This is a genomic window from Streptomyces sp. NPDC047081 (genome assembly GCF_040643775.1).
Lineage (GTDB): Bacteria > Actinomycetota > Actinomycetes > Streptomycetales > Streptomycetaceae > Streptomyces.
The window spans coordinates 31,713-49,017 of sequence record NZ_JBEYUY010000035.1 but is presented as its reverse complement, the minus strand read 5'-3'; the positions used below and the strand labels follow the sequence as shown (position 1 = coordinate 49,017).

Genomic DNA, 17,305 nt, shown 5'->3' with positions numbered 1-17,305 from the left:
GGTACAGAGGACATGCGCCGTCGACTGATCCAGTCCACGCTCGCCGTGGTGCTCGTCGTGATCGCCGTCTTCGGCGTGTCCCTGGTCATCGTGGAGACCCGGACCATCAGCAACAGCGCCCAGGAACGGGTGAGTTCCGAGGCGCAGCGGCTCGCCAGCATCGTGGACAGCCGGCTGGTCAACGCCGGTGCCGTCAACGCCGAGGTGCTGCACGGCCAGGTCACCGGCGACCGGTTCGCCGTCGTGCGGATCCCCGGCGAGTCGGTCATCGAGCTCGGCACCCGGCCCGAGGGCGAGGTCATCCGGGGCCACGCCAGCGGCGAGGAGGGCGAGACGGTCGTCGTCGAGGAGCCCCGGTCGACCGTCAGCGCGGAGGTCGGGCGGACGCTGCTGATCATCGGCCTGGTGGCGCTTCTCGCGGTCGTGGCCGCCGTACTCCTGGCCATCCGGCAGGCCAACCGGCTCGCCTCCCCGCTCACTGACCTCGCGGAGACCGCCGAGCGGCTGGGGTCCGGCGATCCGCGGCCTCGGCACAAGCGGTACGGCGTCCCCGAGCTGGACCGGGTCGCCGACGTCCTCGACTCCTCCGCCGAGCGCATCGCCCGCATGCTCACCGCGGAACGGCGCCTGGCGGCCGACGCCTCCCATCAGCTCCGTACGCCCCTCACCGCCCTCTCCATGCGGCTTGAGGAGATCACCCTCACCGATGACCCGGACACGGTGAAGGAGGAGGCGAACGTCGCGCTCACGCAGGTCGAGCGCCTCACGGACGTGGTGGAACGTCTCCTCACCAACTCCCGTGACCCCCGGGCCGGCAACGCCGTCACCTTCGACCTCGACGAGGTCATCCAGCAGCAGCTCGCCGAGTGGCGGCCCGCGTACCGCAGCGCCGGGCGGGCGATCGTCAGCTCGGGCAAGCGGCATCTGCAGGCCGTCGGCACGCCGGGCGCGGTCGCCCAGGTGCTTGCGGCACTGATCGAGAACTCCCTCATGCACGGCGGCGGCACGGTCGCCCTGCGCACCCGCGTCACCGGCAACCAGGCGGTGGTCGAGGTCACCGACGAGGGACCCGGCGTCCCGGCCGACCTGGGCGCCCGCATCTTCGAGCGCACGATCAGCGGCCGCAACTCCACGGGCATCGGCCTGGCCGTCGCCCGGGACCTCGCGGAGGCGGACGGCGGCCGCCTGGAAATGCTCCAGACCAAGCCCCCGGTCTTCGGCCTGTTCCTGTCCCGCACACCTCCCCTGAAACGCCCGGAAACGGAAGAGGAACCGACGGTCCGCTGAGGACCGGAGGCGCAAGAGGCCTCGCCGATGTGCTGAGGGCGGCCGGGGGGTCCGGCTGAGCGCCGCCGACGAGGGCAGATGAGCCGCCGGTCCGTCGAGAGCCGGAGACGGAAGGGCCTCGCCGGTCCTCTGAGTGTGGCTGAGGACGGGCGAGCGCCCGGGGGTCCGGCTGAGCGCCGCCGGCGACGGCGGAGGAGTCGACGGTCCGCTGAGGACCGGAGCCAGAAGAGGCCCCGCCGATTTGCTGAGGGCGACCGGAGACGGACGAGCACCTGGCGGTCCGGCTGAGCGCCGCCGGCGACGGCAGACGAGCCGCGGTCCGCCGAGGGGCCGGAGGCGGAAGAGGCCTCGCCGGTCTGCTGAGGGCGGCTGGGGATGGATGAGGGCCTGGCGGGTCCGATTGAGCGCCGCCGGAGACGGCAGACGAGCCGCGGTCCGCCGAGGGGTCGGAGGCGGAAGAGGCCTCGCCGGTGCCCTGAGTGTGGCCGGAGATGGATGAGGGGCCGACGGCCCTCTGCACGCGGCCGGCCGACTGTCCGCTGAGCGTGGCCGGAGATCGAAGAGAAGCCGACGGTCCGCTGAGCGAGCGGGGCCGGCTGCGCGAGCTGAGGCCCGTCGGACACGCCCTGGCTGTGAGCTGAGGCCCGCCTGGCATGCCCTAGGGATCAGCTGCCCGGACCACGCCCCAGGGGTCAGCTCCCCCCGGACACACGTCCCAGGGGGCAGCTCCCCCCAGGGACACCCCCAGGCGTCAGCTGACCCGCTGTTCCGCCTTCGGTAGTGTCTCCGCCGCCTCGGCCTCCTCCAGGAACGATTCCGCGTCGGCCACCGCCTCCCGCGCGGGCAGCGTCTTGAAGACCCACGTGCGGTACGACCAGAACCGGAACAGCGTGCCGAGCCCGATGCCGACGACCTTGAAGACGTTCCGCTCCAGCGAGCTCTCCCAGCCGAAGCCGTAGATCGCGGCGAACAGGATGCCGTTCTCGATCACCAGCCCGACCGCGCTGAAGGCCAGGAACAGCGAGAGCTCCTTCGTACGGGCGCTCTTGTCGCGGTCGCGGTACGTGAAGTACCGGAAGCCCAGATAGTTGACGCCGATCGCGACGACCGTGGCGATCACGTTGGCGCGCACCGCCTGCAGGCTGGTCAGATGCCACAGCAGGTTGGAGACGCCGAAGTTCACGACGGTGCCGAGCGCACCCACCGCACCGAACTTGGCGATCTCGTGTGCGAGCCTTCGCAGCCCGGAGGAACCCTGTTCCATGGTCCTGAAGGCCCCCGTCCGGTCGGTGGTATCGGCGTTTTCGTCAACTCAGCCATGCTAACCACCCCCCTTCATAAACTCCTGTGGATGAGCTCACAGGTCGGAAACAGGATGGGAAGAGCGGGGGAAGAGGCGGAAAAGTCCGGGAAGAGTGCGGTAAGAGACCCCGGAATCGGCCGGAAATCGGTCGCGTCGGCGCGGCCGATACCCTAGGGGCGTGACGTTCCCGGTAGTCGGCATGGTCGGCGGAGGCCAGCTCGCTCGTATGACACACGAGGCAGGCATCCCGCTCGGCATCAGGTTCAAGCTCCTCAGTGACACCCCTCAGGACTCCGCGGCGCAGGTCGTGAGCGATGTCGTCATCGGCGACTATCGCGATCTCGACACGCTCCGCGAGTTCGCGAAGGGCTGCGATGTGATCACCTTCGATCACGAACACGTACCCACCGAGCACCTCCGGGCGCTGGAGGCGGACGGCATCCCCGTACGCCCCGGCCCCGACGCGCTGGTGCACGCCCAGGACAAGGGCGTGATGCGCGCGAGGCTCGACGCGATCGGCATCCCGTGCCCACGGCACCGGATCGTGACCGACCCGGCGGACGTGGCCGCGTTCGCGGCGGAAGGCCTCCCCGAAGGCGCCGAGGGCGACGGCTTCCCGGTCGTCCTCAAGACCGTCCGCGGCGGCTACGACGGCAAGGGCGTATGGGTCGTCGACAACGAGGCCGAGGCGGCGGACCCCTTCCGCGCGGGCGTCCCCGTCCTCGCCGAGGAGAAGGTCGACTACGTCCGCGAACTCGCCGCCAACGTCGTCCGCTCCCCGCACGGCCAGGCGGTGGCGTACCCGGTCGTCGAGTCCCAGCAGGTGAACGGCGTCTGCGACACGGTCATCGCCCCGGCCCCCGACCTGGACGAGACGCTGGCGCTCAAGGCCGAGGAGATGGCCCTGACGATCGCCAAGGAACTCGGCGTCGTCGGCCACCTCGCCGTCGAGCTCTTCCAGACCCGCGACGGCCGCATCCTCGTCAACGAACTGGCGATGCGCCCGCACAACAGCGGCCACTGGACCCAGGACGGCGCGATCACGAGCCAGTTCGCCAACCACGTACGAGCGGTCCTCGACCTCCCCCTCGGCGACCCGCGCCCCCGCGCAAAGTGGACGGTCATGGTCAACGTCCTCGGCGGCGACTACCCCGACATGTACTCCGCGTACCTGCACTGCATGGCCCGCGACCCCCAGCTGAAGATCCACATGTACGGCAAGGACGTGAAGCCCGGCCGCAAGGTAGGCCACGTCAACACCTACGGCGACGACCTGGACGACGTTCTCGAGCGCGCACGTCACGCAGCCGGCTACCTGAGAGGCACGATCACAGAATGAGCCCAGTCGTAGGCATCGTCATGGGGTCGGACTCGGACTGGCCCGTCATGGAGGCCGCCGCCAAGGCCCTCGACGAGTTCGAGATCGAGTACGAGGTCGACGTCGTCTCCGCGCACCGGATGCCGCGCGAGATGGTGACGTACGGCGAGCAGGCGGCGGACCGCGGCCTGAAGGTGATCATCGCGGGCGCGGGCGGCGCGGCCCACCTGCCCGGCATGCTCGCCTCGGTCACCCCGCTCCCGGTCATCGGCGTCCCCGTCCCGCTGAAGTACCTCGACGGCATGGACAGCCTGCTGTCGATCGTGCAGATGCCGGCCGGCGTCCCGGTCGCCACCGTCTCCGTCGCCGGCGCCCGCAACGCCGGCCTCCTCGCGGCCCGTATCCTCGCCGCCCACGACGAGGACCTCCTGCAGAGGATGCGCGACTTCCAGCAGGACCTGAACGACCAGGCCACCGAGAAGGGCAAGCGCCTGCGCGCCAAGGCCGAGGGCGGCGGCGGCTTCGGATTCGGGAAGTGACACGGATGACCTCCCTGGAGGAAGCCCGCGCACTCCTCGCCGACTTCCCGGTGGTCGACGGCCACAACGACCTCCCCTGGGCGCTGCGCAACCAGGTCCGCTACGACCTCGACGCCCGCGACATCGCCGTACACCAGAACGCACACCTGCACACCGACATCCCGCGCCTGCGCGAGGGCGGGGTGGGTGCGCAGTACTGGTCGGTGTACGTCCGCTCGGACCTGCCCGACGCGGTGCCGGCGACGCTCGAACAGATCGACTGCGTACGGCAGTTGCTGGCCCGGTACCCGGCGGACCTGGCGCCCGCGCTGACCGCCGCCGACATGGAGAAGGCGCGGCAGGACGGCCGTATCGCCTCCCTCATGGGAGCGGAGGGCGGCCACTCGATCGCCAACTCCCTCGGCACGCTGCGGGGGTTGTACAACCTCGGCGTCCGCTACATGACGCTCACGCACAACGACAACAACGACTGGGCGGACTCCGCGACGGACGAACCGAACGTCGGCGGCCTGTCCGCGTTCGGCCGCGAGGTCGTCCGGGAGATGAACCGGCTCGGCATGCTGGTCGACCTCTCGCACGTCGCGGCGACGACCATGCGCGACGCGCTGGACGTCACCTCCGCACCCGTCGTCTTCTCGCACTCGTCCTCCAGGGCGGTCTGCGACCACCCCCGCAACATCCCGGACGACGTCCTCGAACGCCTCCCGGGCAACGGCGGCGTGGCGATGGTGACGTTCGTGCCGAAGTTCGTGCTGCAGGCGGCCGTGGACTGGACGGCCGCGGCCGACGAGAACATGCGCGCCCACGGCCTGCACCACCTGGAGACCACCCCGGAGGCGATGAAGGTGCACCGCGCCTTCGAGGAGCGCAACCCGCGCCCGGTCGCCACGGTGTCGACCGTCGCCGACCACCTGGACCACATGCGCGCGGTGGCGGGCATCGACCACCTGGGCATCGGCGGCGACTACGACGGCACGGCCTTCACCCCCGACGGCCTGAACGACGTCTCCGGCTACCCCAACCTGGTCGCCGAACTGCTGGACCGCGGCTGGTCGAAGCCCGACCTGGCCAAGCTGACCTGGCAGAACTCGGTACGGGTACTGGGCGCCGCGGAGGACGTGGCCCGCGACCTTCAGGCGACCCGCGCGCCGTCCAACGCCACGATCGAGTCGCTGGACGGCTGACCGGGCAGGTCACCCAGGGCGGGGTAGTCGGTGTAGCCGTCGGCCCCGCCCACGTACATCATGTAGCGCTCCCGGACGGGGTTGAGCGGTGCGCCCAGCCGCAGCCGCGTCACCAGGTCCGGGTTGGCGAGGAACGGCCGGCCGAGGGCGACCAGATCGGCCCCGGCGGCGAGCATCCCGTGGGCGGCCCGGGTGACGTCCTCGGTGGTGAGGCCCGGCAGCACGGGGTTGCCGATCAGGACGCCGGGCCAGTCGGCCCGGATCCGCCGGTACCACTCCCGCTCCGGATCGGCGTGCACGAGGTGCAGATAGGCGAGGCCGAGGTCCTTGAGCCGGCCGATCAGGGCCGGGTAGAGGGCGTCCGTGTCGTCCTCCTCGATGCCGTTGACCGTGCTGCCGGGGGAGATCCGTACGCCCACCCGCTCGGCGCCGATCGCGTCGGCCACGGCCTCCGTGACCTCCGCGGTGAACCGCACCCGCCGCTCGGGCGAGCCGCCGTACGCGTCCGTCCGGCGGTTGGTGTTCCCGGCGAGGAACTGGTGCAGCAGATGCCCGTTGGCCGAGTGCACCTCCACTCCCTCGAAGCCCGCGTCGAGCGCCCGGCGCGCGGCCGCGGCGAAGTCGGCGACGGTCGACCGGATGCCGTCGGCCGTCAACTCCCGCGGTACGACGGCCGGTTGATGTCCGGCGGGCGTGAAGACCGGCTCCGGCAGCGGCACGGCGGATGGCGCGACCGGCGTCAGCCCTGTCGTCGCCGGATGGCTCACCCGCCCGCCGTGCTGGAGTTGCAGGAACATCCGCCCGCCGCCCGCCCGCACGGCATCGGTCACCCGCGCCCAGCCGGCCGCGTGCCGGTCGGTGTGGATCGCCGTGATGTTCGGATACGTCTGTCCGACCGCGTTGGGCGTCGAGGCCTCGCCGATGATCAGCCCGGCCCCGGCGCGCTGGGCGTAGTGCGTGACCATCAGGTCGGTCGGGGTGCCGTCCGTCTCCGCGCGGTTGCGGGTGAGGGGGGCCATCACGAGGTGGTGGGGGAGTTCGAGCCGGCCCAGTCGGGCCGGGGCCAGAAAGTCCGTTGTCTTCGGCATGCCCGTACGCTAGAACCTGACACTGATGTCAGATTCAAGCCCCGGCGGCGGCTCACGGAGGCGGACATGCGGATCGGCGAACTCGCCCGGCGCACGGGCGTGAGCGAGCGGTCGCTGCGCTACTACGAGACCCAGGGCCTGCTCGCCGCCGAGCGGACGCCCGGCGGACACCGGGACTACCCGGAGGCGGCCGTGGACCGGGTGATCCGGATCCAGGAGCTGTACGCGGCCGGGCTGCACAGCGGCCGTATCGCGCAACTGCTGCCCTGCATGCGGGACGCCGACGGCGGGCCGTCCGCCGTCGCCACGCCCAAGCTCGTCGCCGACCTCACCGCCGAGCGCGAGCGGATCGACCACACCATCGCCGACCTGGTCCGGTCCCGGGACACCCTGGACGAGGTCATCAAGGCGGCAGGGGGTCGCTGAACCGGCCGACGCCCGAACGCCCCACCCACCAGGAAGCCCCCCGCCCTCCGTGCGACGGTGAACCGTACTGCGATCACGACGTACGGAGCCCGCCATGGCAGACCTCCAGGACGAACTGCACCCCACCACCGAGGTCGGCGGGCTCGACGGCCTGCCGGACCCCTTCGAGGCCGCCGAGGCGTACAGCCCCGTCTCCGACCCGGACAGCGCCCCCCTGGAGCGCGCCCACGCCATCCTCGCCGCGCACCCCGTCGCCGACGGCTACAGCGGGCTGCCCTGGGCGCTGCGCCACCTGCCCTGGTACGACCTGGAGCTGGGCGAGAGCGCCGTCGACACGGACGTACCGCGGATGCGAGAAGGGCACGTCGGCGCCCTGTTCTGGTCGCTGCACCTGCCCGAGGGCCTCGCCGGGGACCGCGCCGTCGGGGCCACCCTGGAGCAGCTGGACCTCGTGAAGACCGTCGTCCAGGCCCACCCCGAGGGCCTCCGGCTCACCTGCACCGCGGGCCAGACCACCGACGCCCGCAACTGCGGCCGTGTCGCCGTGCTGCTCGGCCCCGCCGGAGCCGCCGCGCTCGGCGACTCCCTCGGCATCCTGCGCTCCCTGCACGCCCTCGGCCTGCGGATCCTCACCCTCTCCGGCGCGACCTGGGCGAGCGGGGCCGGCCTGACCCGCTTCGGCGAGGAGGTCGTCCGCGAGATGAACCGGCTCGGCGTGCTCGCCGACCTCTCCGGAGCCTCCGCCGACACCATCCACCGCGCCTTCGCGGTCTCCAAGTCCCCGGTCCTGTTCACCCGCTCCGCCGCCCGCGCCCTGCGCCCCCACCCCAGCAACCTCCCCGACGACCTGCTCACCGAGCTGGGCGCCGCGGGGGGCCTGTGCATGGTGCCGCTCACGGCCGAGCAGACCGGCCCGTCGGTGCGCGACGTCGCCGACCATCTCGACCACGTGCGCGAGATCGCGGGCCCGGAGTGCGTGGGCCTTTCCGGTACGTACGACGCCGGCACCGCCCACCCCCAGGACCTCGGCGACGCCTCCTGCTACCCGCACCTCATCGCCGAGCTCCTGCACCGCGGCTGGTCCGAGCCCGACATCGCGCTGCTGACCTGGGGCAACGTCCAGCGCGTCCTGCGCAGCGCCGACTTCACGGCCCGCGCCGCACAGCAGCGCCGCGAGCCGTCGACGGCGAAGATCGCCGACCTGGACGGGTGACCGGGAGCCCCGGTCAGGGGGTTTCGATCCGGCACAGGCAGAACGGATGCCCGGCCGGATCGGCGTACACCTGGAAGTCCTTCTTCTCCCGGTCCTCCAGGTCCAGCGGCCGCGCACCCAGTGCCAGCACCCGCTCGTGCGCCGCGTCGATCTCCGCCCACGTCGACCCGGCGTCGAAGTCGAGGTGGAACTGCTGCGAGTTGCGGTCCGCGCGCGGCCACTCGGGCGGCGTGAACCCCTCGGCCAGCTGGAAGGCGAGCCGCGGTCCGTCAGGTACCTGGAGTACGACCCAGTCGTCGTCCTCGGCGACCGGGGTGCCGCCGGCGACCGCCGCGTAGAAGCCGGCGAGCGCGCGCGGGTCGGGGCAGTCCAGCACGACGGAGCGGAAGCGGGCCACGGGCATGGTGTCCTCCAGGTTCGGCGGCGTTCAGCAGGCGCAGAGACAGAACGGGTGCCCCGCCGGGTCCGCGTACACACGCCAGGTCCGCGAGCGGTCGTCGGTGTCCAGCGGCTTGGCGCCCAGCGTGAGCACGCTCGCCTCGGCCGCGTCCAGGTCCTCGACCGTCAGGTCCAGGTGGAACTGCTGCGAGTGCTCGGGCGCGGGCCACTCCGGCGCGACGAAACCGGGGGCGACCTGGAAGGCCAGCGCCTGCCCGTCCGGCGTGGTGAGGTCCGCCCACCCGTCCTGCACCTCCACGGTGCCGCCCAGCAGCTCGGAGTAGAAACCGGCGAGCAGGCTCGGGTCGGGACAGTCCAGGACGACGGCACCGAGCTTGGCGAGAGCCATGACTTCCTCCTGTTGTTACCTGTAGATGCGCCCAAGGAGTAACTGTTACTGCATGCTGCCGCATAGGAGGTAACATCGCAAGGGGATTGACGGAAGGTAGCGTGCAGCCATGAGTGAGAGATCGGCCGCGCCCGGGGGGCTGGCTCTGGTCGAGTCCCTGGTCAACACCCTGGACATCGAATCGGGCGCCGACGCGCTCGATACGGAGGACGGCCGCGCGCCCTTCGGCCTCACCGCGGCAGAGATCCCCGAGGCACGCGAACTGCGCGAGTCCCTGCGCGCGACGCTCCTCGCCCACGCCGGCCACTCGCCGCACACCCCGGTCACGCCCCTGGACGACCTGCTGGCGTCAGCGCCGCTGCGGGTGACGGTCGACCCGGCGGACGGCTCGGCCGCCCTCACCCCGGCCGACGCCCGCCCGCTCCTGTCCCGGGTCGCCGCCGCCGTCGCCCAGTCCCTCGTCGACGGCACCTGGACCCGCCTCAAGGCCTGCGAGGCCGAGACCTGCCACTGGGCGTACTACGACCGCAGCCCCGCCGGGCGCGGCCGCTGGTGCTCGATGCAGGTGTGCGGGGCGCGCGCGAAGATGCGGCGGTACCGGGCCAAGTAGTTCCCCGGCCGCCGCACAGGCGGGTGGTGCAGAATGCAACCAGACGCCGGTTCGGCCGACTGAGCCTCGGCCGAACCGGCGTCGTGCGCTTTTTGACTGAGTCGTGCGCTTTTTGATTGAAGGGCTACGCCGTCGGGCGCCCCATCGCCCGGTACGTCCAGCCGGCCTTCCGCCACAGCGCCGGGTCCAGGGCGTTGCGGCCGTCCAGGATCACCCGGGCCGCCGCGACCTCGCCCAGCGCCGCCGGGTCCAGCTCGCGGAACTCCCGCCACTCCGTCAGATGCAGTACGACGTCGGCGCCCCGCACCGCCTCGACCGCGCTGTCGGCGTACCCGAGCGTCGGGAAGACCCGGCGCGCGTTGTCCATGCCCTTGGGGTCGTACACCGTGACCTGGCCGCCCTGGAGGTGGATCTGCCCGGCGACGTTCAGCGCGGGGGAGTCGCGGACGTCGTCCGAGTCGGGCTTGAAGGTGGCGCCGAGCACCGCGACCCGCTTGCCGAGGAAGGACCCGCCGCCCAGTATCTGCCGGGCCAGCTCCACCATCTGCCCGCGCTGGCGCATGTTGATCGAGTCGATCTCGCGCAGGAAGGTCAGCGCCTGGTCGGCGCCGAGCTCACCGGCGCGCGCCATGAACGCCCGGATGTCCTTGGGCAGACAGCCCCCGCCGAAGCCGATGCCGGCCCGCAGGAACTTCCGGCCGATCCGGTCGTCGTACCCGATCGCCTCGGCGAGCTTGGCGACGTCGCCGCCGGAGGCCTCGCACATCTCCGCCATCGCGTTGATGAAGGAGATCTTGGTGGCGAGGAAGGAGTTCGCGGAGGTCTTCACCAGCTCGGCGGTCGGGAAGTCGGTGACGACGAAGGGCGTGCCCTCGGCGATCGGCGTCGCGTACACCTCGCGCAGCAGCTTCTCGGCCCGCTCGCTGCGGACCCCGACCACGAGCCGGTCGGGGTGCAGCGTGTCGTCCACGGCGAAGCCCTCGCGCAGGAACTCCGGGTTCCAGGCCAGCTCGGCGTCCTCGCCGGCGGGGGAGTTCTCGGCGAGGAAGCGGGCCAGCCGGTCCGCCGACCCGACCGGTACGGTCGACTTGCCGACGACCAGGGCGGGCCGGGTCAGGTGCGGCGCGAGAGAGGCGAAGGCGGAGTCGACGTACGACATGTCGCAGGCGTACTCGCCGTGCTTCTGCGGGGTGTTGATGCACAGGAAGTGGACGTCGCCGAAGGCCCCCACCTCGGCCCAGTCCATGGTGAAGCGCAGCCGCCCGGTGGACCCCTCGATCCCGGCGACGTGCCTGCGCAGCAGCTCCTCCAGACCCGGCTCGAACATCGGGGCCTCGCCCCGCTCCAGCTTCTCGATCTTCTCCGGCACCACGTCGAGCCCGAGCACCTCGAAGCCCAGCTCGGCCATGGCCGCGGCGTGCGTGGCGCCGAGGTAGCCGGTGCCGATCACGGTGATCTTGAGGCTCATGGGTGCTCCTGACGGGGACTGGGTCTGCTGCGCTGCCCGAGCATATCCGGGGCTTGCGCAGGGCCTTCTCGGGGCACTTTTCCCGCTGTCGCCAAGCTCACGTATCACTCCCGTGAGCCGCCCCCTAAAATTTGAGTTACTTAACGGTAATTAGCGTCGGTAATCGCAGCGTTTTGGAGCGTGGAGACCTTGGCCGGATCGGCTGACTTCGACCTGTACCGCCCGTCCGAGGAGCACGACATGCTCCGTGACGCGATCCGTTCACTGGCCGAGGCGAAGATCGCGCCGTACGCCGCCGCGGTGGACGAGGAGGCCCGCTTCCCGCAGGAGGCCCTGGACGCACTGGTCGCGAACGACCTGCATGCCGTGCACGTCCCCGAGGAGTACGGCGGCGCGGGCGCCGACGCGCTGGCCACGGTGATCGTGATCGAGGAGGTGGCGCGGGTCTGCGTCTCCTCCTCCCTCATCCCCGCGGTGAACAAGCTGGGCTCGCTCCCGGTGATCCTCTCCGGCTCCGAGGAGCTGAAGAAGAAGTACATGACCCCGCTCGCCAAGGGCGACGGCATGTTCTCGTACTGCCTCTCCGAGCCGGACGCGGGCTCGGACGCGGCCGGCATGAAGACCAAGGCGGTCCGCGACGGCGACTTCTGGGTCCTGAACGGCGTGAAGCGCTGGATCACCAACGCCGGCGTCTCCGACTACTACACGGTCATGGCGGTGACGGACCCGACCAAGCGCTCGAAGGGCATCTCGGCGTTCGTGGTCGAGAAGTCCGACGAGGGCGTCTCCTTCGGCGCCCCCGAGAAGAAGCTCGGCATCAAGGGCTCCCCGACCCGCGAGGTCTACCTCGACAACGTCCGCATCCCCGCGGACCGCATGATCGGCGAGGAGGGCACCGGCTTCGCCACGGCGATGAAGACCCTGGACCACACCCGCATCACGATCGCGGCGCAGGCGCTGGGCGTCGCCCAGGGCGCCCTCGACTACGCCAAGGGCTACGTCCAGGAGCGCAAGCAGTTCGGCAAGCCGATCGCCGACTTCCAGGGCATCCAGTTCATGCTCGCCGACATGGCCATGAAGATCGCGGCGGCCCGCGCCCTCACGTACCAGGCCGCGGCGGCCTCGGAGCGCGGCGACAGCGACCTCACCTTCCAGGGCGCGGCGGCGAAGTGCTTTGCCTCGGACGTGGCGATGGAGGTCACGACGGACGCGGTCCAGCTGCTGGGCGGCTATGGGTACACCCGTGACTACCCGGTGGAGCGCATGATGCGGGACGCGAAGATCACCCAGATCTACGAGGGCACGAACCAGGTCCAGCGCATCGTGATGGCACGGAACCTGCCGTAGCCCGGTTCCGCTCCCGCCTTCCATGGCCCCTGTCCAGCCGGACGGGGGCCATGTGCTTTTCGGCTGCCGACGGCTTTGGTCAGGTATTATGTATACCGGGTATTGCTCTTGAATAGAGGTGGCCTGTATGACCGTCACGACGATCGACCTCGACGACGAGATCCTCGCCAAGGCGATGCGGGTGTCCGGCGGGGGCACCAAGAAGGACGTGGTCAACGCGGCTCTGCGCGAGTACGCCGAGCGGCACGAGCGGGCCGAGCGGGTCGCGAAGCACTTCGCCGCCGCCCAGGAGTGGGACTACGAGGGCTGGCAGCGGCTGCGCGCTCAGGACCGTCGGGCTCCTGGCGACGACGCGTGATCCTCTACCTCGCCGACTCCTCCGCGATCTGGCGGCTTCAGCGTGAGGAGGCGCTGCGGGACGCCTGGCTGGAGACGACGATCCTGCGCGCGATCGGATCCTGTGCTCCGCAACGCGCGGAGTTCCGGCGATCGGCGCGCAACGCGGCCGAATACGAGGCCATGGGCTTCATGTTCGCGGACCTCTACCCCGATGTGCCGCTGCCGAAGAGGCTGTGGGACTGGGTCGAGGCCGCTCAGTTCTCTCTCGCCGAGCGGGGCGCGGTGAGCGCGGCGAGCCCGCTCGACCTCATGATCTGTGCGACGGCCGCGCACCACGGGCTGACGGTTCTCCACGACGACCACGACTTCGCGACCGTGGCCCGGTTTCTGCCGGACGTGGCGGTGCACAACGTCCGTGTGGTGCCGGGCGCCCGGTGAGCCGCCGCAGCGCGCCCTTCAGTCGTCCAGTCCCTCCGCCGCCCGTTTCTCCCGCAGTTCCATGATGGCCCGTCGCCTCGCCAGGCGGTGGGTGCGGCGGATCTGGGCCTCCTGGTAGCGCCGCTTGTCCTTCTCCGTCTCCGGGAGCACCGGGGGTACGGGGCGGGGCTTGCCGTCGGAGTCGACCGCGGCGAAGACGAGGTAGGCGGAACCGACCTGGGTGGGCGGGGTGGACTCGTTCCAGCGCTCGGCCAGGACCCGGACACCGACCTCCATCGAGGTGCGGCCGGTCCAGTTGACCTGGGCCTTGACGTGGACCAGATCGCCGACGCGGACCGGCTCCAGGAACGCCATCTCGTCCATGGACGCGGTGACCGCGGGCCCGCCGCTGTGCCGGCCGGCCACCGCGCCCGCCGCGTCGTCCACGAGCTTCATGATCACGCCACCGTGCACCGTACCCAGCAGGTTCGTGTCGTTGTGGGTCATGATGTGACTCAGCGTGGTCCGGGACGCCGAGGTTGGCTTGCCCGGGATGTCCTGGCCGTCGGAGCCGTCCGGGATGCCCGCTTCCGCGGCGGGGGCCTGGTCTGTCATGGCCTCCACCTTATGCCGACGCGACATCTGCGGACTTTGTGTTGGGTTCGCAACAGCAGTGCCCTGATTTTCCTACGACCCTTGTAAAGGGGACCGCCGCTCCCTGCACACTGGGGCCCATGAACGATTGGCCCGAGGGATGGTCCGGAGACAACCGCGGCAACCGGTACGGGGGCGGCAGCGCGAGCGCACAGCCTGAGAGCGCTCGTGTCATGCGCCAGGTCCGCCGGCCCGCCTCGGGCGCGTACGGGGGCTCCGGCCCGTCCGCGCCGCCGTACGGCCAGAACGTGCCCCAGCAGCCGACGTATGTCGACGGCCAGGGGTACGGCGGCGACCAGTACGGCAACGACTACGACAGCGGCTACAACACCGGCCAGGTCTACGGCTCGCCGAACGGCGGCGGACCGGGCGGCGGCGGGTACCAGGGCGAGCCCCGGCCGCGGCCGAACTGGCGGCGCCGTATCAAATGGACCGCGATCACGCTGGTGACGGCGCTGGTCGTGACCTCGGTCGCCACGTACTTCTGGGCCGACTCCAAGCTGCACCGGGACGTCGACCTGTCCACCGTCATCGACCGCCCCGAGGCGGGCGACGGCACGAACTACCTGATCGTCGGCTCCGACAGCCGGGCCGGGCTCTCCGCCGCGCAGAAGAAGGAGCTGCACACCGGCTCCGCGGAGGGCAAGCGCACCGACTCGATGATGATCCTGCACGTCGGGGACAACGGCGACACGCTGATCTCGCTGCCCCGCGACTCGAACGTGACGATCCCGACGTACAAGGGATCCACGTCCGGCAAGACCTACCAGGGCACCGGCCGTCAGACGAAGCTGAACGCGGCGTACGCGGAGGACGGGCCGACGCTGCTGGTGCGCGCGGTCGAGTACAACATGGGCCTGCACATCGACCACTACGTGGAGATCGGCTTCGCCGGCTTCGCGAACATCGTGGACGCGGTCGGCGGTGTCGACATCACCATCGACAAGGCCTTCAAGGACAAGTACTCGGGCGCCGACTTCAAGGCGGGCAAGCAGACGCTGAACGGCGAGCAGGCGCTGGCCTTCGTCCGCACCCGGCACGCCTTCGCCGCCTCCGACCTGCAGCGCACGAAGAACCAGCAGAAGTTCCTGTCGGCCCTCGCCCACCAGGTGGCGACGCCGTCCACGGTCCTCAACCCCTTCAAGCTGTACCCGACGATGAGCGCGGGCCTGGACTCCCTCACCGTCGACAAGGACATGAGCCTGTGGGACCTGGCGTCCATGTTCTGGGCGATGAAGGGTGTCAGCGGCGGTGACGGCACGTCGATGAACATGCCGATCTCCGGCTCCACCGGCGGCAACCTCGTCTGGGACAAGGCGAAGGTGAAGACGCTGGTGAACGAGCTCAACAACGACCAGAAGGTCACGGTCTCGGGTGACTGACAGCAGCGTGACGGGCGGCAGCGTGGCCGCCGACGGCAGACCGCCCTTCGGGGCGGTTCTGTGCGACGTCGACAACGTGATCCGGTCCTTCGACTCCTCCCGCCTGGAGGCGCTGGAGCGGGCCGCGGGGATCGCCGAGGGCACCACCAAGAAGGTGGCGTTCGCGCCGGAGACGGACCAGCCGCTGCTGCTGGGCGAGATCACCTCGCAGGAGTGGGCCGAGCGGATAGCCGACGGCCTCGCCGGCCTGATCCCGGAGCCGCAGACGGCGTACGAACTGGCTCTGGCCCTCCTGGAGTCCCCCTTCCACGCGGACGACGAGGTGGTCGCCCTCCTCCGCCGGGCCCGCATCCGGGTCCCCGTGGTCCTGGTCTCCAACGCCTCCCTGGACCTGGAGTCCGACCTCGACTCCCTCGGCCTGACCGACCTCGCCGACCACGTCGTCAACAGCGCCCGAGTGGGCCTGGCCAAGCCGGACCCCCGCATCTACCACCACGCGGCCGACCTGACCGGCGTACCCCTCGAACGCTGCCTGTTCGTCGACGACAGCGAGGAGAACGTCGAGGCGGCGGCCGCACTGGGCATGCGGACGGTGCACTTCCGTGAGGTGGCGGATCTGGAACGGGCGCTGGAATCCCTGTTCACGTAGCGGTCGCGGAGGCGAGCAGCGCGATGTGCGGGAGGAGCAAATTCCCGCCCTCCTGGGCGAATTCGGTACGCAGGCGGTCGTACTCGGCCCGGATCCGTGCGGTGGTCTCCCGGTCCGGCGGAGTGACGTACGCCGGTCTGAGGTAGAGCCGCGTGCCCAGGCCGCCCCACCACCACTCGACCCGGGTCTCATGGCTCCAGGCGACCTCGGTAGCCTCCGCCTGCGCGAATCCGGTCTGGTCGAGCAGCTCCAGGACTCCGGCGGGTGTGCGGACGAAGTCCTCGGCCGGGTCGAGCGGCGGCAGGTCCGTGGGCCCGGCGCGGTCCACCCGGTCCGGCGGCAGTACGACGCCGCCCGCGGCGCAGGCCCCGGGGAGCAGGTCCTGGCCGGCGCCGCGTCGCTCGCTCCACAGCGTCAGCGCGATCCGGCCGCCGGGCCGCAGAACGCGCCGCAGTTCGGCGAGCGAGGTACGCGGACGCTCGACGTAGTCAAGGACGAAGTTGGCGAGGACCACATCGAACTCGCCGTCGTCGTAAGGTAGTTGCGGCAACGCGTGCCGGACGGCGTCCACCCCGCCGCCTTGCGCGTGCATGATCTTCAGGGGATCGGTGCCCACGGCCCGTACCCGGGCACCACGCCCCACGGCCTCCCTGGCCGCCTTCCCGGCGCCGACGTCGAGGACGTATGCCCCCTCCGCCACCCCGGCCGCGTCCAGCAGTGCGTCGACCGTGTGCTCGCGCAGCTCCTGAAAGGTCCAGTCGTACTGCTGGGAATCCGCGATCCAGAGGATCACCTCGCGGTCGCTCAGACCGTCTCTTGCTCCCGTGCCCGTCATCCCCTCAGCCTCCCCGCGCCAAGGGGCGAGGACACCCGCCGGGGCAGGTGTCCTCGGCCTCGGTCAGGCGGACGTCACATCGTCGCGCCCGCCATCGTCCGGCACATCTCCGCGCAGCGGCGACACGCCTCCGCGCAGCGCATCATCTGGGGGTCGTCCGGCATGGACATACACGCCTCGGCGCACATGTCGCAGGCCTTGGCGCACATCGCGCACATCTCGGCCGACATGGGGGAGCGGCGCATCATCATGTCCGCGCACATGCGGGTCATCTCGGAGCAGTCGATGAGCGCGCGCATGATCTGCATCTGGGCCTGACCGCCCATCTGCATGCAGGAGCTCATGGTCTCCTCGCACATGCTGTGGCACGTCATGCAGGCCTCGACGCAGTCCTGCATCTCCTTGCTCATGGCACTCATGGGTCCGGTCTGGGTCATGGCTCCTCCTGGGAGGCGGTGA

General features: G+C 70.9%; 20 protein-coding genes. 12 read left to right on the top strand and 8 right to left on the bottom strand.

What is annotated here, in order from left to right; genetic code table 11:
* The first annotated feature begins 12 nt into the window (after positions 1 to 12).
* A complete protein-coding gene (locus tag ABZ848_RS42260; RefSeq protein WP_360840713.1) occupies positions 13 to 1,287 on the top strand; it encodes an ATP-binding protein in 1,275 nt (424 codons plus the stop codon).
* 751 nt (positions 1,288 to 2,038) lie between these two features.
* Here ABZ848_RS42260 and ABZ848_RS42255 read toward each other — a convergent pair.
* Entirely contained in the window at positions 2,039 to 2,551 is a 513-nt protein-coding gene (locus ABZ848_RS42255; RefSeq protein ID WP_360840711.1) for a GtrA family protein, read from the bottom strand.
* A 217-nt stretch (positions 2,552 to 2,768) separates the two neighbouring features.
* Here ABZ848_RS42255 and ABZ848_RS42250 point away from each other — a divergent pair, with 217 nt between their 5' ends.
* The 3 genes from ABZ848_RS42250 to ABZ848_RS42240 are packed head-to-tail and all read left to right on the top strand — an operon-like array spanning position 2,769 to position 5,631.
* Complete coding sequence (locus tag ABZ848_RS42250) at positions 2,769 to 3,929, top strand: 5-(carboxyamino)imidazole ribonucleotide synthase (protein WP_360840710.1); 1,161 nt, start codon at positions 2,769 to 2,771, stop codon at positions 3,927 to 3,929.
* Complete coding sequence (purE, locus tag ABZ848_RS42245) at positions 3,926 to 4,447, top strand: 5-(carboxyamino)imidazole ribonucleotide mutase (protein WP_360840708.1); 522 nt, start codon at positions 3,926 to 3,928, stop codon at positions 4,445 to 4,447. The genes ABZ848_RS42250 and purE overlap by 4 nt, the downstream gene beginning before the upstream one ends.
* Before the next feature lie 5 nt (positions 4,448 to 4,452).
* Complete coding sequence (locus ABZ848_RS42240; RefSeq protein WP_360840706.1) at positions 4,453 to 5,631, top strand: dipeptidase; 1,179 nt, start codon at positions 4,453 to 4,455, stop codon at positions 5,629 to 5,631.
* Here the strand turns inward: ABZ848_RS42240 and ABZ848_RS42235 are convergent.
* Entirely contained in the window at positions 5,580 to 6,719 is a 1,140-nt protein-coding gene (locus ABZ848_RS42235) for an alkene reductase (RefSeq protein WP_360840704.1), read from the bottom strand. The genes ABZ848_RS42240 and ABZ848_RS42235 overlap by 52 nt on opposite strands.
* A 66-nt stretch (positions 6,720 to 6,785) precedes the next feature.
* On the opposite strand from ABZ848_RS42235, the gene ABZ848_RS42230 reads away from it, so the two are divergent.
* Together ABZ848_RS42230 and ABZ848_RS42225 are read left to right on the top strand one after the other, a co-directional pair.
* A complete protein-coding gene (locus tag ABZ848_RS42230; protein WP_360840703.1) occupies positions 6,786 to 7,145 on the top strand; it encodes a MerR family transcriptional regulator in 360 nt (119 codons plus the stop codon).
* Between the two features lie 94 nt (positions 7,146 to 7,239).
* Complete coding sequence (locus tag ABZ848_RS42225) at positions 7,240 to 8,358, top strand: dipeptidase (RefSeq protein ID WP_360840701.1); 1,119 nt, start codon at positions 7,240 to 7,242, stop codon at positions 8,356 to 8,358.
* 13 nt (positions 8,359 to 8,371) lie between these two features.
* On the opposite strand, the gene ABZ848_RS42220 is transcribed toward ABZ848_RS42225, so the two are convergent.
* Entirely contained in the window at positions 8,372 to 8,761 is a 390-nt protein-coding gene (locus ABZ848_RS42220) for a VOC family protein (RefSeq protein WP_360840699.1), read from the bottom strand.
* Between the two features lie 24 nt (positions 8,762 to 8,785).
* Entirely contained in the window at positions 8,786 to 9,145 is a 360-nt protein-coding gene (locus ABZ848_RS42215; RefSeq protein ID WP_360840697.1) for a VOC family protein, read from the bottom strand.
* Positions 9,146 to 9,254: 109 nt separating this feature from the next.
* Here ABZ848_RS42215 and ABZ848_RS42210 point away from each other — a divergent pair, with 109 nt between their 5' ends.
* Entirely contained in the window at positions 9,255 to 9,755 is a 501-nt protein-coding gene (locus ABZ848_RS42210; protein ID WP_360840696.1) for a CGNR zinc finger domain-containing protein, read from the top strand.
* Positions 9,756 to 9,879: 124 nt separating this feature from the next.
* Here ABZ848_RS42210 and ABZ848_RS42205 read toward each other — a convergent pair whose 3' ends face one another.
* Complete coding sequence (locus ABZ848_RS42205; RefSeq protein WP_360840694.1) at positions 9,880 to 11,223, bottom strand: UDP-glucose/GDP-mannose dehydrogenase family protein; 1,344 nt, start codon at positions 11,221 to 11,223, stop codon at positions 9,880 to 9,882.
* Positions 11,224 to 11,412: 189 nt separating this feature from the next.
* Here ABZ848_RS42205 and ABZ848_RS42200 point away from each other — a divergent pair, with 189 nt between their 5' ends.
* The 3 genes from ABZ848_RS42200 (at position 11,413) to ABZ848_RS42190 (ending at position 13,347) form a co-directional block, all read left to right on the top strand.
* The gene (locus ABZ848_RS42200) at positions 11,413 to 12,570 is read left to right on the top strand and encodes an acyl-CoA dehydrogenase (protein ID WP_360840693.1); all 1,158 of its coding nucleotides are present in this window, start codon (positions 11,413 to 11,415) and stop codon (positions 12,568 to 12,570) included.
* A 127-nt stretch (positions 12,571 to 12,697) separates the two neighbouring features.
* Positions 12,698 to 12,928 (top strand): type II toxin-antitoxin system VapB family antitoxin, encoded by a 231-nt coding sequence (locus tag ABZ848_RS42195; RefSeq protein WP_360840691.1) that lies wholly within the window; start codon positions 12,698 to 12,700, stop codon positions 12,926 to 12,928.
* Complete coding sequence (locus ABZ848_RS42190; RefSeq protein WP_360840689.1) at positions 12,925 to 13,347, top strand: PIN domain-containing protein; 423 nt, start codon at positions 12,925 to 12,927, stop codon at positions 13,345 to 13,347. The genes ABZ848_RS42195 and ABZ848_RS42190 overlap by 4 nt, the downstream gene beginning before the upstream one ends.
* Before the next feature lie 18 nt (positions 13,348 to 13,365).
* Here ABZ848_RS42190 and ABZ848_RS42185 read toward each other — a convergent pair whose 3' ends face one another.
* Complete coding sequence (locus tag ABZ848_RS42185; protein ID WP_360840688.1) at positions 13,366 to 13,941, bottom strand: acyl-CoA thioesterase; 576 nt, start codon at positions 13,939 to 13,941, stop codon at positions 13,366 to 13,368.
* A 119-nt stretch (positions 13,942 to 14,060) separates the two neighbouring features.
* On the opposite strand from ABZ848_RS42185, the gene ABZ848_RS42180 reads away from it, so the two are divergent.
* Positions 14,061 to 15,362 (top strand): LCP family protein, encoded by a 1,302-nt coding sequence (locus ABZ848_RS42180; protein ID WP_360840686.1) that lies wholly within the window; start codon positions 14,061 to 14,063, stop codon positions 15,360 to 15,362.
* Positions 15,355 to 16,011, top strand: coding sequence for an HAD family phosphatase (locus tag ABZ848_RS42175; protein WP_360840685.1), 657 nt, complete (start codon positions 15,355 to 15,357; stop codon positions 16,009 to 16,011). Before ABZ848_RS42180 ends, ABZ848_RS42175 begins: the two co-directional genes overlap by 8 nt.
* On the opposite strand, the gene ABZ848_RS42170 is transcribed toward ABZ848_RS42175, so the two are convergent.
* Both ABZ848_RS42170 and ABZ848_RS42165 read right to left on the bottom strand, forming a co-directional pair.
* The gene (locus ABZ848_RS42170; protein ID WP_360840683.1) at positions 16,004 to 16,846 is read right to left on the bottom strand and encodes a class I SAM-dependent methyltransferase; all 843 of its coding nucleotides are present in this window, start codon (positions 16,844 to 16,846) and stop codon (positions 16,004 to 16,006) included. The two genes, ABZ848_RS42175 and ABZ848_RS42170, sit on opposite strands and share 8 nt — an antisense overlap.
* A 74-nt stretch (positions 16,847 to 16,920) precedes the next feature.
* Complete coding sequence (locus tag ABZ848_RS42165) at positions 16,921 to 17,283, bottom strand: four-helix bundle copper-binding protein (protein WP_242765845.1); 363 nt, start codon at positions 17,281 to 17,283, stop codon at positions 16,921 to 16,923.
* Between the last annotated feature and the right edge of the window lie 22 nt (positions 17,284 to 17,305).

Excerpts from the sequence above, each read along its gene's own strand:
- ABZ848_RS42260 (WP_360840713.1), top strand. The coding sequence starts at position 13 with ATGCGCCGTCGACTGATCCAGTCCACGCTCGCCGTGGTGCTCGTCGTG.
- ABZ848_RS42255 (WP_360840711.1), bottom strand. The coding sequence starts at position 2,551 with ATGGAACAGGGTTCCTCCGGGCTGCGAAGGCTCGCACACGAGATCGCC.
- purE (WP_360840708.1), top strand. The coding sequence starts at position 3,926 with ATGAGCCCAGTCGTAGGCATCGTCATGGGGTCGGACTCGGACTGGCCC.
- ABZ848_RS42240 (WP_360840706.1), top strand. The coding sequence starts at position 4,453 with ATGACCTCCCTGGAGGAAGCCCGCGCACTCCTCGCCGACTTCCCGGTG.
- ABZ848_RS42235 (WP_360840704.1), bottom strand. The coding sequence starts at position 6,719 with ATGCCGAAGACAACGGACTTTCTGGCCCCGGCCCGACTGGGCCGGCTC.
- ABZ848_RS42230 (WP_360840703.1), top strand. The coding sequence starts at position 6,786 with ATGCGGATCGGCGAACTCGCCCGGCGCACGGGCGTGAGCGAGCGGTCG.
- ABZ848_RS42225 (WP_360840701.1), top strand. The coding sequence starts at position 7,240 with ATGGCAGACCTCCAGGACGAACTGCACCCCACCACCGAGGTCGGCGGG.
- ABZ848_RS42220 (WP_360840699.1), bottom strand. The coding sequence starts at position 8,761 with ATGCCCGTGGCCCGCTTCCGCTCCGTCGTGCTGGACTGCCCCGACCCG.
- ABZ848_RS42215 (WP_360840697.1), bottom strand. The coding sequence starts at position 9,145 with ATGGCTCTCGCCAAGCTCGGTGCCGTCGTCCTGGACTGTCCCGACCCG.
- ABZ848_RS42210 (WP_360840696.1), top strand. The coding sequence starts at position 9,255 with ATGAGTGAGAGATCGGCCGCGCCCGGGGGGCTGGCTCTGGTCGAGTCC.
- ABZ848_RS42205 (WP_360840694.1), bottom strand. The coding sequence starts at position 11,223 with ATGAGCCTCAAGATCACCGTGATCGGCACCGGCTACCTCGGCGCCACG.
- ABZ848_RS42195 (WP_360840691.1), top strand. The coding sequence starts at position 12,698 with ATGACCGTCACGACGATCGACCTCGACGACGAGATCCTCGCCAAGGCG.
- ABZ848_RS42185 (WP_360840688.1), bottom strand. The coding sequence starts at position 13,941 with ATGACAGACCAGGCCCCCGCCGCGGAAGCGGGCATCCCGGACGGCTCC.
- ABZ848_RS42180 (WP_360840686.1), top strand. The coding sequence starts at position 14,061 with ATGAACGATTGGCCCGAGGGATGGTCCGGAGACAACCGCGGCAACCGG.
- ABZ848_RS42170 (WP_360840683.1), bottom strand. The coding sequence starts at position 16,846 with ATGACGGGCACGGGAGCAAGAGACGGTCTGAGCGACCGCGAGGTGATC.
- ABZ848_RS42165 (WP_242765845.1), bottom strand. The coding sequence starts at position 17,283 with ATGACCCAGACCGGACCCATGAGTGCCATGAGCAAGGAGATGCAGGAC.